Source organism: Yersinia sp. 2545 StPb PI (assembly GCF_052217125.1).
GTDB lineage: Bacteria > Pseudomonadota > Gammaproteobacteria > Enterobacterales > Enterobacteriaceae > Yersinia > Yersinia enterocolitica_E.
Genome location: NZ_JAZGPY010000001.1, coordinates 1,857,441 through 1,872,835, shown reverse-complemented (window position 1 = coordinate 1,872,835; position 15,395 = coordinate 1,857,441). Strand labels below are relative to the sequence as shown.

Below are 15,395 nucleotides of genomic sequence, written 5' to 3'. Positions count from 1 at the left end.
GTCCCACAAGACCTGCTCTGCCTAGCCATCTGGATGCATTTACATTCAGATGGCCATAATATCGCCCCGCCCCCTTCTCATCGTTTAAAAATCATACAAATAATCAATGTGTGCAGTAAATCCATGCTCCTTGCGATTAATAAATGATTCCTAATACATATAAACATTAACCTTATTTATATAATTTTGATAAACTTGACTTAAGTCATATCACTAACCCGAATTAATTGTATGATTAATAAACGGTTATAATGTTTTCCCTGGTGTTGGCCGAATTGGCATCCCTTACCAAATGAGATTGGTAAGGGTTTTTTTTGTCTATCATTCAGCCTGCTGCATCACCCGAGCTAATGTAATAGCACGGATAATCACCGCACGATCAACCTGTGGGTTACCACTTTCCAATAACTGCTGCCAAATAGCGATGGCCTGCGCGTATCTATCATGGGTAAAGTTATCAGCGGCTTGCAGCATTAGCGCAGTATATTGCATGGGATCTTTAGTCAAAGCCTGCTGTAACCAGTACGTCACATCACCCGTCATTTTTTGCCCTGACCGGTAATAGAACACCGTCGCTCGTGCAGCATCAAAGCGGGCACTGGCCCCCTGCAAACGTTCAGCCTGCTGCAAGGCGATCAATGCATCCTCAAATTCGTTACGATATAAATAATGTTGAGCTAAACTGTACCATCCATCCCCCTTATCGGGAGCCAAACGAATACGTTGTTGTAACCGAGATAGCGTGGGATCACTGCTCTGCTTATCGAGCATATTATTCAACCGCTGGGCTTCCTGTAGCCGCAAAGCCTCTTGCTGCACGGCGGTATAATGGCCCAGTTGCCGGTATCCCAACATAATTAGAATCAGCACCACCAGGCTGAAGCCCAGTGGCCAGCGCCAGCTCAACCGACCATATTGCACCAGCCACGGCCACCACAAACTCACTACCACCAACAGCACCAGTATCGCCAGCCCTATCGATAGCACCATTATCGCGGCCCTCTCACACCTGAGACAGATTGCCGGCGTATCCTAAAAATCAACCCACCTAACACGCAGACCAGCAACACCCCAGGCCCAAACCATAGCACCAGTGTGGCACTGCGCAACGGAGGACGATACAGAACAAAGTCCCCATAGCGCTGGGTCATTACGGCCATTATCTCCTGAGAGCTGTGTCCTGCTTCTACCAACTGATAGACCTCTAATCGCAAGTCTTGCGCTATCGGCGAGGTCGACTCCAGCAAGTTCTGATTTTGGCATTGGGGACAACGCAGCTCCTGCGCCAATGCCAATGCTTGTTGCTGATGTTGCGGCGAACTAAAATGATAGGTATCCACCACATCAGCCGCAACACCAGATGAAAAAACCAGTGATAACATCAGGAATAAAACTTTCATGGGGTTCCCACCCTCGCCCATTGCGCCAGTAGCGGCATAAACTGTTGTTGCCATATCTCTGTCGTCATTTCACCAGCATAGCGCTGGCGAATAATGCCATTTGCATCAATTAGCCAGGTCTCAGGTGTACCATATACCCCCATCGCCAGTGCTAATGTGCCATGCGGGTCATAAAGGTTCTTCTGATAAGGATTGCTGTAGCGCCGCAGAGTATTTAACGCCGCCTGACGGTCATCGCGGTAATTCAGACCATAGAACTGCACACCATGCAGCGTCCCGGCTATCTGCCCCAGTAGGGCGAGCTCTTGCTTACAACTGGCACACCAACTGGCCCATACATTAATCACCGTCACCTTACCCAACAGTTGCTCTCGCGTTATGTTCTGCCCGGGCTGTTGCAATTCGGATAAAGAAAAAGCGGGAAACGGCAGGTCTTGCTCGGCCAACTCGATACGATGCGGATCCCGCGTTAAGCCGCTATAAAGCAAGCAGCCCAGCAGTAAGGCAACCAGAGGGACAATCAACCAAGGCCAACGTTGTTTCATTTATCCCCCGCGAGGTCGCTAACAGGGTGGACTCTGCGCCATAGCGCCAATAAACCACCAACTACCATCATCAGTGCGCCCCCCCAAATCCAGCTGACCATCGGTTTATGGGACAAACGTACGCTATACTCCCCCGCACCCAAACTATCCCCCAGAACCACATAAAAGTCGGCCAGGGGGCTACTGGCTATCGCCGGCTCTATCATCAACATTCCCCGCGCTGTATAGTGCCGCCGCTCCGGTAACAATGTGGTTAACGCTTGCCCATTCTGGCTGACCACAATATGCGCCTGCTCACTGGTATAGTTTGGGCCGATCACTAATTCAGTTTGACGATAGGTAAACTGATAACCCGCCAGCGTGACCTGACTGCCTGGTGCCATACGTCGCCCCTGCTCGACGGTGTAATATGAAGCAAACAGCATTCCCAGCAGGCTGACCGCAACGCCACCGTGTATCAACCATAAATAGCCACGTATCTTTGGCGCAAATAATGGCGCGAACAACGTCCAGAGGGCCAGAGTGACACCTATCAGCATCCCCACCTGCCACGGTGATTCGAATAGACCTAAACTGAGCACCCCACCGGAGATAGCTAATACAGCAGGTACGACAAGACGCCAGCCATTGATTTTGCGGCTTTGCCGCCAATCGGCAAACGGCGTTATGCCCATCAGCAATAGCAACAGCAGCACAAAAGGTGTCAGGGTTTGATTAAAATAGGGCGCACCAACAGACAGTGATCCTAACCCCAGCACACTGACAATTAATGGATACAATGTGCCAATCAATACGGTTACCGCAGCAATGCTTAGCAGCACCATTGCCGCCAGCAGTAATGACTCCAGTGAGAAGAGGTTGAAAGCAGCAGAGCGATTGTTGCCCCGCACCCGCAGGGCAAATAGCGTCAATGAACTCAACGTCACCATGCCAAACAGCGCCAGTAAAGCCTCACCGCGCGCCGTATCAACAGCAAAAGCGTGAACTGAGGTCAACACCCCAGAGCGCACGATAAAAGTGCCTAACAAGCAGAGTTGAAATGTCACCAGCGACAGCAAAATGCCCCAATGATGATATAAGCCCCGTTTCTCAATAACAGCCAGAACATGTAACAGTGCAGTTGCGGTGAGCCATGGCAGTAATGACGCATTTTCAACCGGGTCCCAGAACCACCAGCCGCCCCACCCCAATTCGCTGTATGCCCACCATGCCCCCAACAAAATGCCAAACGTGAGAAAACTCCAGGCAGCCAATACCCAGGGACGGCAGTAGTGCACACTATTGTTGCCATTGCGGCCTGCAAGCAACGCCGAAACGGCAAAAGCAAAACTAACGGCAAAACCGCTATACCCCAGATACAACAAGGGTGGATGAAATATCAGCGCCAGATCCTGCAACATTGGATTTAAATCACGCCCCTGCGCCAACGTCGGGAACAATCGCTCAAAAGGATTGGAGAAAAAGAGGATAAAAACGCTCAGGATAAGCAGTAGCCCCCCCATCACTGCCAACGCGCGAGCAAAAAAACGCAGCGGAAAATGACGGCGAAAAAGCGTCAACGCGGAACTCCACAGGCTCAGAGCAAACAGCATAAACAACAAGGAGCCTTCATGCCCGCCCCAGATTGCCGCAACCTTATAAAATAGAGGGAGCTGGCTATTACCGTGTTGTGCTACATAAAGCAGAGAAAAATCATCGCTAACAAAGCACCAACCCAGTAACAACAGTGCCAATGTAATGAATAAGGTCACGGCGTAACTGAACGACGGTAACCAATACAACAAAGCCAATCGCCGCCCATGGAGAGCAATAATAGGCACACCAGTGAGCAGCAGCGCCAATGACGCAGCCACCAACAGTGACAACAGCCCCAACTCACCTACCATACATTTTCACCCATCACCGGTTCGCCTCCTCACACAACCGTCATCTGACCGGCATAAAGAATAAAGAAACGTAAAACCAATACGCCAAACAAACTCAAGCCGGATACCGTCACTAGAAATGAAACCCGATGGCGCATTCCATGGCTACAAAAACGGTTTAAAACTAATGGCAGCACCATGCCGCAACCGATAACCCAGAACCAAAACATCGCGGCCCAAAAACCACCGCCCAACGCGACAGCGACCGCGACTTCTTTCTGACCACCGCCGAACCACAGCCCGGTGAAGAATGCTAGCAGCAGAAATAGCTCCAACCACACCACCGGTTTTTCCAGCCGATGAACAAATGCCAGTGCCGGGCTATCTATGGGTTCTTTAAAAAAGGTCACTGCGCACAACACCATGGCGGCAATACCCGAAGAAACGCCGGAGAACAGAAATAACACCGGCAATACCGGATTATTCAACAAGGGGTAACTCTTCAGGGCCGATAACAGGAAGCCGGTATATGCCCCCAACGCCACAGCCAGAAACATCATCAATGGTTCCAACTTGCGTTCAATCGGTGCCAGTTTATGCAGTACCGTGCCAACCCAATTCAATTTGCGGTAAGGCTGTAATAACGCCGTCAGCCCGTGGCGAAATATCACCGCCAGCCAGACCAACAGCACCACCATATAAATTTGAAACAGCATGACACCCAATGACATCACCGAGCTGGTACTGTAGAAAAACATCAGCTTCCAGAAAGTCCACGGCCGGGTAAGGTGCAGTATCAAAATAAACAACCCCATAATCACCGCTAAGGGCGCCATCATAGCGGTCGATTTAACTAACCCACTGCGCGCCGCCTCACCGCCCAGAACCCGTTGCTTAACCAATAGGCTAACTACCACCATGCCCGCCGATACTCCTATCAAAAACAGATAGATGGCTATCGGCCAATCCCACACTAACGAGGCAAAGTGAAACGGGGTATTCAGTTCAGGATTCATCCGGTTATCTCCCCATACTGAAAGGGAACACGATACAATTTCGGTTGTGTCCCAAGATGTAACTTGGCGCGATACACAGTGCGCTGATGCAATAATTTCACCAGTTCACTGTTAGGGTCGTCCAAATTGCCAAAGGTGAGTGCCTTGGTTGGGCACGACAAGACACAGGCGGGCTGTTTACCCTGCTTTAGATTAGTTTTCCGACAAAAATCGCATTTATCGGCAGTTTTCGTCACCGGATGGATAAAGCGCACCCGGTACGGACAGGCGGCGATACAGTACTGGCACCCTACGCAGAGGTCGGGATCGACATCAACAATCCCAGTCCCGCTATCGCGATACGAGGCTCCGGTTGGGCACACATCGACACAGGGCGCCTTATCGCAATGCTGGCAGGAGTGACGATAGAACTGATATTTTACAGCAGGAAACTCACCGATCGGTTGGCTACGGATGATGTTTAACCGTGAGACCCCAGCGGGTACATGATTAACCTCACGGCAAGCATCCATACAGGCCGTGCAACCAATACAACGGGTTTCATCATGTAGCATCCCGTAACGAATGCCATCAACAGTGCCGCTGAGTGCCAGTGAACGTCCAGCAGAACCGGTCAGGAAAATCAGCGCCCCCATACTGGCGATAAAGTGACGACGGTTCGTATTCATGGTGTTTCCTTCGATATCAGCTCCTGCTGACGGCGATGACAGTCAACACAGAGTTTGACCCGCCCTTTATCGTCAAGGCCATGCATCGGGTCGGTTTTAGGATGCAACTGATGACAACTGACACAAGAAAGCTTCAACATGTGCACATCATGGGGCCAGAACGCCTCGCGTAATTTCTCCGGCAGATGGCAGCTCATGCAGACACTGTTTTGTTGTGAGACGCTGTACATCGCTTTATCGGCATTAAACATATCGCGGTTAAAACGCATCACATCTTTAATACCATTACGGTGCAGCACCGATGCCTGCCCATGGCAGTTGGTACAGGTTAAGGCCAACTGCGTATTCGGATTTACCACGCCAGCATGTTTGCCATGCAACTCATCTTTTTGTTCTTTATGACATTGGATGCAAGCAGCATCCGGGTTGCGCTGCGGCTCAACAATATGGCGCAACGCGGGCATTTTCGCCGTCGTGTTCGGTGTTGTGGCGAGAGTGGGCAGCGTGCACAGAATCAACACTACCAGCAGCGCGGCTGAACCGAATGAACGTAAAACGCGCATAGTTATTCCACCTTTGCTATGGCCCCAATCTGGGGCCGTTTGTCTCTGGAATAGATCCGGTGAGCGTATTGTCACACCGGAACGCCTCTTACTGGCTCAACCGGCCCGCTTTTCTGGCTTGATCATCCCAGGCTGGTACCACTTGTTGCAGAAACTCCTGCTTCTCGCGGTTCAGCTTATCCATATCCATTCCCAGCGCTTTCTGGGCATTGAGTTTGGTCGAAATATCCGGCAGCGGAATTTCGTGGCTAATCCCTTTTGTCGCCAGCAGACGTGCAAGTTTGGTGCGGGCATCGGCAGCTTTATTCAACGCGCCCCCCAATACACGCAGACCAACATCCGGTGCATGCATATGAATACCGTGGGAAGCAATGGCATAATCCCAGCGCCATTGGGCATGGCGGATATCTTGCAGAATAGGTTGCATTTCTTGTTCGGTTGCCCCGGCATTCCAAGCAGCTTTTGCCTCGTAATGCGCGTGAACCAGTTGTTTCTCAACATTCAGTTTTAACTCCTGAATGCTGGCTTTGCGTTCAGCAACAATATCTTGCAAGGTTTTTTTATCCTGGGTATGGCAGTTAACACAGGTAGTTTCAAAGCTATCAAACGGGTTGCGGATCTGGTGGTCGGTATACACCTTACCTGCCGCATTTTGGATTTTCGGCATATGGCAATCGATACAACTGACATTGTTTTTACCGTGGATCCCCGCACGCCAGGTTTCATACTCAGGATGTTGGGCTTTCAACATCGGGGTTTTTGACAGCGGATGAACCCAATCGGAGAAAGCGATTTCATCGTAATACTTCTCCATTGACGCCACATCAGTGCCTTGATCCCATGGGAATTTCACCGCTTTATCTTTACCGGCGAAGTGGTACTCAACATGGCACTGGCTGCACACCATGGATTGTTGATCCAAGCGGCTGGCATGTTCGAAAGGTTTATTGATAGATTGCAAAGCACGCTCAGCATAGGGCCGGGAGAGGACTAAAGCTGGCTTCCCGGCAGCAAAATCAGCAGAAGCGGTATTATGGCAATCGGCACACCCCAACTGATTGACGACTTCCGGGCCACCTCTGGCCCAAGTCCCTTTGAAATACCCTTCTTCACCTTGTTCATTGATCAAGCGGGCAACATCCGGGCTTTTACAGCTCCAGCAGGCCATCGGCAAGGGGCCATCCTCTGCGGTCTTCGGTGCTGCGGTACGTAAGGTTTCCCGCACATCAGTGACAGCATAATAGTGCCCACGAGGTTTGTTATAATCTTTGGCAAACGGATATCCGGCCCAAAGGATCACCAAATTGGGGTCATCCGCCAGCGCATCTTCTCGTGGCCCACTCTCTTTGGTTTTCAGCCATGAGGTGAATTGGTCAACATGCTGTTCAGCGAATTTATCGTTGCGGGCCTCAATCGGCGGCGTAGGTGCCGCCGACAAAGAAAATACCGCGCCTATTGCCAAAAGAGCCATTATCCCTACCAACACCTGTCTTATAAATTTGCTCACAATATTTACTCCAGTGTGTTTTTCCATACCGGACGCTATCAGTGCCCGCACCAGATGGTTTTTTTATTTTTAAACCCGCAATCAGGTGAGAAATAGCGAGCCAGGAGGCGAAGCATGACTGATATCACCCTGTGGGTTAGGCAGATAGTAAGGAGGATTTGCAGCAAATGATTTGTAGTAGTAAGAATGCTTGTTTTAGATCAAACAATTTTTGTGTGGGTATTCGCTTTTATGAACCAGCTCAAAAAAAAAGCATCTCATCGATCAATTTTTACATAAAAGTCAATCATATACCTCTTTGTAGGTATACTAAGACCATTAGAGCTCCTCGCTACGTAAATATAAGGGCTACCAGTTTCACAACTCACTTCAACCGCCAAGATATAGGTAACCAGCAACCACAACACAATCAGGCAAGCGAGTATCACTTGCATCATAACTTTCGATTTATTTCGAATTGCTATTTTATTTGCTATCGATCTCAAATGCCGGATCGCTATCCGGGCTGCAAAAATGGTGCAACCTGGGGATTCCATCATTCTCGACAGTGGCAGTACCACATTAAATGTTGCGCAAGAGCCGGCAAAACAAGATGGAATAACGGTACTGACCAATAATCTGCCGGCTGCCTGGGCACTTTCCAGCAATAAAGAGATTACGTTAGTGATATGTGGTGGTACTTTTCGCCATAAAACCCGTTCATTCCACGGTTCCCATACTGAATCTGAGTTGATGGTTAATCAGTATTCTCGCTAATGGGGCGATTCACACGGGATACGGCATACCAGACGGCATACTGAATAATTTTGTTTGGGATAAGTAACTGGGGGAAAAACAAGAGGATAAAGAGAAATGATGGCGGAGGAGGAGAGATTCGAACTCTCGAACGGTTACCCGTCGACGGTTTTCAAGACCGTTGCCTTCAGCCACTCGGCCACCCCTCCGCAACGAGCCGAACTATAAACAGAGCTCTGCCGCTTGTAAAGCCTGTTTGTGCTTAATTGACCAAAAAATCCGCTAGCTGATTGTCGAGTGCTGAATTTATCGTCATCCCTTATGCTAACTGGCCATTAGGCGTACAGCAGCCGGTTTATTTACTCTCGCACAGATGGCACCTCACCAAATAACAGCAGAGACTTCTTTGGGGTAGTGGCAAATATTTGCTAAATTAGCGGCCGTTTCATTGATTGAATTACCGAGGTTGTATGTTGGAGTTTAAAGGCCAGGTTATTGATACCGATGCACAGGGTTATCTGAAAAATAGCACGGACTGGAGCGAGGCTTTAGCGCCCATACTGGCTGAACAGGAAGGGATTATACTCACTGAACCACATTGGGAAGTGGTGCGCTTTGTGCGTGCATTTTATCAAGAATTCAATACATCACCTGCAATCCGCATGCTGGTAAAGGCCATGGCACAAAAGTATGGTGAAGAGAAAGGTAATAGCCGATATCTGTATCGTTTATTCCCCAAAGGGCCAGCAAAGCAAGCAACCAAAATTGCAGGATTACCCAAACCCGTTAAGTGTATTTAACGACAGATAACAGTATTTAACGACGGATAGCTGTGCTCTGGTACCGCTCGTGAGTTAATAGCGGATGTTAAATTTTTCAAACGCGGTGCTCGGATAAGGTTCCGTCAGCAGGCGATCCACCCGCGCACCGCGTGGCCCCCCCTGCTTAATCCACTCCAGCAGGTGTTCAACCGCATGTTGCTCGCCGTAAGCCACCACTTCCACACTGCCATCATCACAATTTTTAGCGTAACCCGTCACACCCAGCGCTTGTGCCTGACGTTGCGTGCTATAGCGGAAACCCACGCCCTGAACAACGCCATAAACATAGGCGGCAGTGCATACTTTTGGCATATAGACTCCTCATCTACGTGATAATTTGCATTTTCCGGCTCATACTCCGACAATACTGCTCTTTTTTACCTAGCTGGCAGCAACTTAATTATGACCGTAAGCCTGATTCTTGCCAAAGGACGTGAAAAGTCCTTACTTCGTCGCCATCCGTGGATCTTCTCTGGGGCCGTTCAACGCCTTGAGGGGAGTGCCCTGCCCGGTGAAACCCTCGATATCCTTGATAGCCAGGGTAAATGGCTGGCCCGTGCCGCCTACTCTCCTGAATCACAAATTTTGGCACGAGTCTGGACGTTCCAACAAGATGAAGTTATTGACCGCGAGTTCTTCATCCGCCGTCTACAGCAAGCGCAGAGCTGGCGTGATTGGCTGGCAAAGCGTGATGGTTTGAACGGCTATCGCCTGATCGCCGGTGAGTCTGATGGCCTGCCGGGTATCACCATAGACCGCTTCCAGAACTTTCTGGTATTGCAGTTACTGTCGGCCGGCGCTGAATATCAGCGGGAAACGCTGGTTAGTGCCTTACAACATTGTTACCCAGAATGCTCTATTTATGACCGCTCCGATGTTTCCGTACGTAAAAAAGAAGGCTTACCTCTGACGCAAGGTACAATCAGTGGTGAAATGCCGCCTGACCTGCTGCCAATAACCGAAAACGGCATGCAACTGTTGGTTGATATTCAGCACGGCCATAAAACAGGATTTTATTTAGATCAGCGCGATAGCCGCCTGGCGGCGCGTAACTACGCCGATGGTCGCCGTGTTCTGAACTGTTTCTCTTATACCGGTGCCTTTGCTGTCGCAGCGCTGATGGGAAATTGTAAGCAAGTTATCAGCGTTGATACGTCACAAGCTGTACTGGATATAGCCAAACAAAACATTGAACTCAACCAGTTGGATTTGAGCAAAACCGAATTCATTCGGGATGATGTGTTCCAATTGCTGCGTAACTACCGCACGCAAGGGGAAAAGTTTGACATGATCATTATGGACCCACCGAAGTTTGTGGAGAACAAAAGTCAGTTGGCAAGTGCGTGTCGTGGCTACAAAGATATTAATATGTTAGCGATACAATTATTGCGCCCAGGCGGGATCTTGTTAAGTTTCTCCTGCTCTGGTTTGATGCCAACAGATTTATTCCAGAAAATTTTGGCCGATGCTGCGTTAGATGCAGGGCATGATATACAATTTATAGAACAGTTCCGTCAGGCAGCGGATCACCCGGTTATCGCGACATATCCAGAAGGTCTGTACCTGAAAGGGTTCGCGTGCCGGATAGTATGACTTGAAATGCCCTACACTGCCCTCATATAGAAGGCAGAGTAATGTTTCTCAGGAGGTTATCATGATTGCCAGCAAATTTGGTATTGGGCAGCAGGTCCGCCACAGCCTACACGGCTATTTGGGTGTAGTGATTGATATCGATCCTGAATATTCTCTCGAGCCACCGGAACCTGATGAGGTTGCAAACAACGCTATGTTGCGTTCGTCACCTTGGTATCACGTGGTTATTGAGGATGATGAGGGGCAACCGATACACACCTATCTAGCTGAAGCGCAACTAACCTATGAAGATATGGATGCTCACCCAGAGCAACCTTCATTGGATGAACTGGCGGCGTCCATCCGCCATCAGCTACAGGCTCCGCGTCTACGCAACTAAATCTTGAGATTTATCGATAAAACCCGGCGCTTAGTACCGGGTTTTTTATCGCCAAAATTAGCAACGTCGCGTATCACTGTTTTTCTAATCCCAGGCGCGGTATTTCAATCTTCGGACAACGGTCCATCACCACCTTTATTCCCGCATCTGCCGCCAAGGTAGCCGCCAACTCATTAATAACACCAATTTGTAACCACAGAACCTTGGCGCCGATAGCAATAGCATCTTGCGCAACGCCGTATGCAGCCTCGGCATTACGGAAAACATCCACCATATCGATAGCATGAGGAATATCCGCCAGTTCTGCATATGCCTGCTGGCCCAATAATGATTTCCCCGCCAATTTAGGGCTAACAGGCGTGACTTGATACCCCTGCTGTAGCAGATAAGCCATAACACCATAACTTGGCCGCGATGGGTTATCACTCGCCCCGACTAATGCAATTGTTTTTACCTGTTGGAGAATGTCAGCAATATCTTTATCGTGCATTTTTCAGTTCCTCTGATGCGCTAAAAGAATATCCCAATCCATGTGCACCCGGAGGGATACTACCAATATTAGGCGATCCTCTAAGTGTACATCATGGGGAAAATGGATCATAAATGCGGTCAGATTGATTTGGTTTAAGAGATGTCGCAGTAATTACTGTTAGATTGCCGGCTTTATCCTTATAATTCATCAGGATAAAAACGTTATATTTATACTGATCATTTCAAAAAGTAAATAAATGTGGGCGAACGGAAAGACTTTGACACATAATCTAGCCTGTCTGACAATGTACGCGGATATCACCCTCAGGAGCAGCACATGAAATTTGGTCTGGTGGTCGTAGGGATTTTGGCCGTTTGCTGTAGTGCTTCAGCTATCGCCACGACCTTAAAACTCGCGCCGGAAATTGACCTGTTGGTGGTCGATGGGAAAAATATGTCAGGATCCTTGCTAAAAGGAGCCGATAGCTTGGAATTAAACAGCGGTCAGCATCAAATTCTGTTCAAAGTGGCTAAACCACTGCCAGCCGATCCGAAAGTGTTGTATGCCTCTCCGCCATTAGTGGTGGTGTTTAATACCCGCAATGTTCGTTCAGTCGCCATAAAATTACCGGTCATTGATACCGAACGAGATGGGCATAAGTTTTCTAAAAACCCGGTATATCAGCTTATTGGAGATAATGGCCGCCCATTATCTGTGCGCCACGATGTATTACATCAGGACAATCTCAACACTGCCAGCACACTTGAAACTGCAATGGCCAGTTATAATGTTGGCCAATTTAGTGCTTCAGTTCCCTCTTTTGCCACCATTCCACCGTCAACTGTGAGTGCGGTGCCGGGGACCACTATTGCCGTGGCAGGGACAAATACCGCGCAGAATACCACCAGCCTGCAAGGGGAAAATGTTGCCGAACAGATGCTGCAATATTGGTTCCTGCAAGCCAACGCCGAAACTCAACAACGCTTCCTACTCTGGGCTAAAAAGCAACCGGGCAAATGATCCGTTTACGATAAGGCGGTTCTTAAACATCAGGTTATGCTTGTTTCCTCGCATTTCTTTGCGTTACCGCTATGCACAAAATCTCTGTTTCAGTAATCTGTTAGCAAACCGCTAGCATTTATTGAAGGATATCTTGATGGAACTGACTACCCGCACTATTGCGGTACGCAAGCATATTGCCCTTGTTTCCCACGATCACTGCAAAAAATCGCTGCTCGAATGGGTTATGGAAAATAAACAACTGCTGTCCCAGCACGAACTTTATGCCACAGGTACCACCGGAAACCTGGTACAAAAAGCCACCGGCATTGACGTTAACTGTTTACTAAGTGGTCCGATGGGGGGAGATCAAGAAGTGGGTGCGCTGATATCAGAGAAAAAAATCGATATTTTGATTTTCTTCTGGGACCCACTGAATGCTGTGCCGCATGATCCCGATGTGAAAGCCCTACTACGTCTGGCAACAGTCTGGAATATACCTGTCGCCACCAACCGCTCGACCGCAGACTTCTTAATTGGTTCTAACTTGTTTAGCAGCGAAGTTACCATCGCAATCCCTGATTATGATCATTACTTAAAACAGCGACTGCAATAAGCATTACGCCCGGTGCCACAACCACCGGGCGTAATGTATGCGATAGCTCCGTTAAGGTTTACGCTGAACAGGAACACCTAACTCGCTAAGTTGCTTAACAAAAATAGAGGGTTTTGCTGTATCTTGCAGTAACCAGACCTGGTGCTTCGCACGAGTCATTGCGACATATAATAAACGCCGCTCCTCCGCATCTGGGAAATCTTCCGGTGCCGGTAACAGCACATCTTCCACAATTGATTCCCGCGCTACTGCCGGAAAACCATCATTACCTTCATGCAGCCCTGCAATAATCACATAGCCGGCTTGCTGCCCTTTACTGGCATGAATAGTCATAAAATCAATCGTCAGTTTTGGCCAGCGAGTTGCCGCTTTTTGCAAAATCTCAGGCCGTAAATGGTGATAGCGGGCCAAAATCAAAATGCGCTCATCATCCTTAACAAAACCGCTTAATTTATCCAGCAAGGTGTCAAGCTGTTGGTCCGGTAAAATGATGACTGACTTTTTGTTACCTTTACTCAAGCTGTTAAGTGGCTTTTTCAATTGATGTGGGTTTTGCTGAATAAACCGGTTCGCAATTTCACCGATCCTATCATTAAAGCGGTAAGTGGTATCCAAGGCACATTCAGCCCCTTCACCGAAGTACTGGCTAAAAGCTGTAGTGAGCGAGAGCTGCGCGCCACTAAACCGATAAATCGCCTGCCAATCATCACCCACCGCAAATAAACAGGTTTGCTTATTTTGTTTGCGCAGTGCTGCCAGCAGCATAGCGCGTTGCGGTGAGATATCCTGAAACTCATCCACCAAAATATGCTTCCACGGACTAACAAAACGCCCTTTACCCAGTAAGTTAACTGCCTGATGAATCAAGCCGGAGAAATCAACCGCACCTTCTTCTTTCAACGCCGTTTTCCACGCTTTCAATAACGGTGCCATTAACCGTATACGTTTCTGGAAGAGATCACGCACTTCTTCATCGGCCTGCTCAATCATTTCGGCTTGACTACCACCGTGCATTCGCATCAGCCCTACCCAACGCTCCAGCCGCCCCGCCAATCTGGCTGCTAAACGTTTATCTTGCCAAAACTCACCCTCATCAACCTCCCACTCAAGCTCATCAGTTAGCCATTCACGCCACCCTTTTGCCTGCGCTTTTTTCTCACTACACTGCTGTTGCCAATTCTTAATCAATAACGACCTTCTGGCCTGGCTGTCTGATTCTAATTTACTGATTAGTGGTGTTTTACGGCTGCCTTGCTGGATAATCTGCAATGCCAGTGCATGGAAGGTTTTAGCCTGAATATCATCCACAGCTAACCGTTGCTTAATGCGATGATTCATCTCATCAGCCGCCTGACGGCCAAATGCGAGCAGTAAAATCTGCTCCGGTAATGCTTCATTACGGCGTAACAACCAACCGGCACGGGCTACCAGCACTGATGTTTTACCACTGCCGGCACCTGCCAGAACTAATACCGAGTCTTCGCCATTAACCACCGCCCGGCTTTGCGATTCATTCAGAGGGGAGGTTTCTACACTTTGGAAGAAATCTTGATGCTCTTCCAACATTCGGTTGGTCCATTGCTGATTCCGGCGTTCTACACTGCGACTACCTTGCTGCAACCAGCGCAAACAGATCTCATAATCTGCACGACAGGTCTCAAATTCGCTCAACCGCTGCACCGGTATTGGCAATGAGGCGAAAGCCTCGCGAATAGAGTGCTGCACCTGTCCTAACTCACTGCGTTTAAACCATTTATCCTGTTGCTCAATCCGCTTGATTGATTCCACTTGTTTATGTAAAACCTCAACACAAACCAAGCTCATCTCTTCACTCCATTGCTGCCAGATGCCCAGTAAATGTTGATAGAAACGTTGAGTTTCCTGCCATTCGGTGCCATGTAAACGGACAACTTGTTGGTCTGGCAATTCAAATTCCAGTTCGCCCCAGACAATACCGCGCTTACATTCAATGTTAACCAACTGGTTAAAAGGAATTAGGTACTGATGTTTATCACCGCATACTTCGATGCCAGCATTGAGCAAGCGCACCCGGTTGTAAGGGTGCTGAGCCAAATGCTTGCCAAAAGATGTCGCTTTAAGTTCCATATCTGCGCGCCATTACTCGTATTAAGTGAATTGAAATAACACAATGGAGTGTAAATAAAATAATTGAGTTTAAACAACAGGTATCCGATAGTTGACAACGGAAACTAACC

General features: G+C 48.7%; 17 protein-coding genes and 1 tRNA gene. 6 read left to right on the top strand and 12 right to left on the bottom strand.

The window, feature by feature from the left end:
- Positions 1 to 321: 321 nt before the first annotated feature.
- The 8 genes from V1955_RS08560 to nrfA form a co-directional block, all read right to left on the bottom strand.
- Positions 322 to 990 carry a TPR domain-containing protein gene (locus tag V1955_RS08560; protein WP_083158489.1) on the bottom strand — a complete coding sequence of 223 codons (669 nt, stop codon included), beginning with the start codon at positions 988 to 990 and terminating at the stop codon, positions 322 to 324.
- On the bottom strand, positions 990 to 1,400 hold the full coding sequence (nrfF, locus tag V1955_RS08555) for a heme lyase NrfEFG subunit NrfF (RefSeq protein ID WP_442820790.1): 411 nt from the start codon (positions 1,398 to 1,400) through the stop codon (positions 990 to 992). Before nrfF ends, V1955_RS08560 begins: the two co-directional genes overlap by 1 nt.
- On the bottom strand, positions 1,397 to 1,945 hold the full coding sequence (locus tag V1955_RS08550) for a DsbE family thiol:disulfide interchange protein (RefSeq protein ID WP_083158487.1): 549 nt from the start codon (positions 1,943 to 1,945) through the stop codon (positions 1,397 to 1,399). The genes nrfF and V1955_RS08550 overlap by 4 nt, the downstream gene beginning before the upstream one ends.
- Complete coding sequence (locus tag V1955_RS08545; protein WP_442820789.1) at positions 1,942 to 3,831, bottom strand: heme lyase CcmF/NrfE family subunit; 1,890 nt, start codon at positions 3,829 to 3,831, stop codon at positions 1,942 to 1,944. The genes V1955_RS08550 and V1955_RS08545 overlap by 4 nt, the downstream gene beginning before the upstream one ends.
- Positions 3,832 to 3,860: 29 nt before the next feature.
- Positions 3,861 to 4,826: a cytochrome c nitrite reductase subunit NrfD gene (gene nrfD / locus V1955_RS08540; RefSeq protein ID WP_083158486.1), complete on the bottom strand. Its 966-nt coding sequence runs from the start codon at positions 4,824 to 4,826 to the stop codon at positions 3,861 to 3,863.
- Positions 4,823 to 5,494 (bottom strand): cytochrome c nitrite reductase Fe-S protein, encoded by a 672-nt coding sequence (gene nrfC / locus V1955_RS08535; RefSeq protein WP_083158485.1) that lies wholly within the window; start codon positions 5,492 to 5,494, stop codon positions 4,823 to 4,825. The genes nrfD and nrfC overlap by 4 nt, the downstream gene beginning before the upstream one ends.
- Positions 5,491 to 6,057, bottom strand: a complete 567-nt coding sequence (nrfB, locus tag V1955_RS08530; protein WP_420073237.1) for a cytochrome c nitrite reductase pentaheme subunit — start codon at positions 6,055 to 6,057, stop codon at positions 5,491 to 5,493. The genes nrfC and nrfB overlap by 4 nt, the downstream gene beginning before the upstream one ends.
- An 88-nt stretch (positions 6,058 to 6,145) precedes the next feature.
- On the bottom strand, positions 6,146 to 7,528 hold the full coding sequence (gene nrfA, locus V1955_RS08525; RefSeq protein WP_372569891.1) for an ammonia-forming nitrite reductase cytochrome c552 subunit: 1,383 nt from the start codon (positions 7,526 to 7,528) through the stop codon (positions 6,146 to 6,148).
- A gap of 444 nt (positions 7,529 to 7,972) precedes the next feature.
- Here nrfA and V1955_RS08520 point away from each other — a divergent pair, with 444 nt between their 5' ends.
- Positions 7,973 to 8,320, top strand: a complete 348-nt coding sequence (locus V1955_RS08520; RefSeq protein ID WP_442821433.1) for a hypothetical protein — start codon at positions 7,973 to 7,975, stop codon at positions 8,318 to 8,320.
- A gap of 100 nt (positions 8,321 to 8,420) precedes the next feature.
- Here V1955_RS08520 and V1955_RS08515 read toward each other — a convergent pair.
- Positions 8,421 to 8,508, bottom strand: a tRNA-Ser gene (locus V1955_RS08515).
- A 261-nt stretch (positions 8,509 to 8,769) separates the two neighbouring features.
- Between V1955_RS08515 and tusE the strand changes: the two genes are divergently transcribed.
- Positions 8,770 to 9,099 (top strand): sulfurtransferase TusE, encoded by a 330-nt coding sequence (tusE, locus tag V1955_RS08510; RefSeq protein ID WP_083158481.1) that lies wholly within the window; start codon positions 8,770 to 8,772, stop codon positions 9,097 to 9,099.
- Positions 9,100 to 9,153: 54 nt separating this feature from the next.
- Here the strand turns inward: tusE and yccX are convergent, their stop codons facing one another.
- Entirely contained in the window at positions 9,154 to 9,432 is a 279-nt protein-coding gene (gene yccX, locus V1955_RS08505) for an acylphosphatase (protein WP_083158480.1), read from the bottom strand.
- 90 nt (positions 9,433 to 9,522) lie between these two features.
- Here yccX and rlmI point away from each other — a divergent pair, with 90 nt between their 5' ends.
- Positions 9,523 to 10,713 carry a 23S rRNA (cytosine(1962)-C(5))-methyltransferase RlmI gene (rlmI, locus tag V1955_RS08500; protein ID WP_083158479.1) on the top strand — a complete coding sequence of 397 codons (1,191 nt, stop codon included), beginning with the start codon at positions 9,523 to 9,525 and terminating at the stop codon, positions 10,711 to 10,713.
- Between the two features lie 61 nt (positions 10,714 to 10,774).
- The gene (gene hspQ / locus V1955_RS08495) at positions 10,775 to 11,092 is read left to right on the top strand and encodes a heat shock protein HspQ (protein WP_083158478.1); all 318 of its coding nucleotides are present in this window, start codon (positions 10,775 to 10,777) and stop codon (positions 11,090 to 11,092) included.
- A gap of 73 nt (positions 11,093 to 11,165) precedes the next feature.
- Here hspQ and V1955_RS08490 read toward each other — a convergent pair whose 3' ends face one another.
- Positions 11,166 to 11,582 (bottom strand): CoA-binding protein, encoded by a 417-nt coding sequence (locus V1955_RS08490; protein ID WP_083158477.1) that lies wholly within the window; start codon positions 11,580 to 11,582, stop codon positions 11,166 to 11,168.
- A 318-nt stretch (positions 11,583 to 11,900) separates the two neighbouring features.
- Here V1955_RS08490 and V1955_RS08485 point away from each other — a divergent pair, with 318 nt between their 5' ends.
- Together V1955_RS08485 and V1955_RS08480 are read left to right on the top strand one after the other, a co-directional pair.
- A complete protein-coding gene (locus V1955_RS08485) occupies positions 11,901 to 12,584 on the top strand; it encodes a DUF2057 family protein (RefSeq protein WP_193784636.1) in 684 nt (227 codons plus the stop codon).
- A 136-nt stretch (positions 12,585 to 12,720) separates the two neighbouring features.
- Positions 12,721 to 13,179 (top strand): methylglyoxal synthase, encoded by a 459-nt coding sequence (locus tag V1955_RS08480; protein ID WP_083158476.1) that lies wholly within the window; start codon positions 12,721 to 12,723, stop codon positions 13,177 to 13,179.
- A gap of 51 nt (positions 13,180 to 13,230) precedes the next feature.
- On the opposite strand, the gene helD is transcribed toward V1955_RS08480, so the two are convergent.
- On the bottom strand, positions 13,231 to 15,285 hold the full coding sequence (gene helD, locus V1955_RS08475; protein ID WP_442820788.1) for a DNA helicase IV: 2,055 nt from the start codon (positions 15,283 to 15,285) through the stop codon (positions 13,231 to 13,233).
- Positions 15,286 to 15,395: the final 110 nt, after the last annotated feature.

Coding starts and splice junctions, on each gene's coding strand:
- hspQ (WP_083158478.1), top strand. CDS start 10,775: ATGATTGCCAGCAAATTTGGTATTGGGCAGCAGGTCCGCCACAGCCTA.
- nrfB (WP_420073237.1), bottom strand. CDS start 6,057: ATGCGCGTTTTACGTTCATTCGGTTCAGCCGCGCTGCTGGTAGTGTTG.
- nrfF (WP_442820790.1), bottom strand. CDS start 1,400: ATGAAAGTTTTATTCCTGATGTTATCACTGGTTTTTTCATCTGGTGTT.
- V1955_RS08490 (WP_083158477.1), bottom strand. CDS start 11,582: ATGCACGATAAAGATATTGCTGACATTCTCCAACAGGTAAAAACAATT.
- nrfC (WP_083158485.1), bottom strand. CDS start 5,494: ATGAATACGAACCGTCGTCACTTTATCGCCAGTATGGGGGCGCTGATT.
- tusE (WP_083158481.1), top strand. CDS start 8,770: ATGTTGGAGTTTAAAGGCCAGGTTATTGATACCGATGCACAGGGTTAT.
- V1955_RS08485 (WP_193784636.1), top strand. CDS start 11,901: ATGAAATTTGGTCTGGTGGTCGTAGGGATTTTGGCCGTTTGCTGTAGT.
- nrfD (WP_083158486.1), bottom strand. CDS start 4,826: ATGAATCCTGAACTGAATACCCCGTTTCACTTTGCCTCGTTAGTGTGG.
- nrfA (WP_372569891.1), bottom strand. CDS start 7,528: ATGGCTCTTTTGGCAATAGGCGCGGTATTTTCTTTGTCGGCGGCACCT.
- V1955_RS08550 (WP_083158487.1), bottom strand. CDS start 1,945: ATGAAACAACGTTGGCCTTGGTTGATTGTCCCTCTGGTTGCCTTACTG.
- V1955_RS08545 (WP_442820789.1), bottom strand. CDS start 3,831: ATGGTAGGTGAGTTGGGGCTGTTGTCACTGTTGGTGGCTGCGTCATTG.
- yccX (WP_083158480.1), bottom strand. CDS start 9,432: ATGCCAAAAGTATGCACTGCCGCCTATGTTTATGGCGTTGTTCAGGGC.
- helD (WP_442820788.1), bottom strand. CDS start 15,285: ATGGAACTTAAAGCGACATCTTTTGGCAAGCATTTGGCTCAGCACCCT.
- V1955_RS08560 (WP_083158489.1), bottom strand. CDS start 990: ATGGTGCTATCGATAGGGCTGGCGATACTGGTGCTGTTGGTGGTAGTG.
- V1955_RS08480 (WP_083158476.1), top strand. CDS start 12,721: ATGGAACTGACTACCCGCACTATTGCGGTACGCAAGCATATTGCCCTT.
- rlmI (WP_083158479.1), top strand. CDS start 9,523: ATGACCGTAAGCCTGATTCTTGCCAAAGGACGTGAAAAGTCCTTACTT.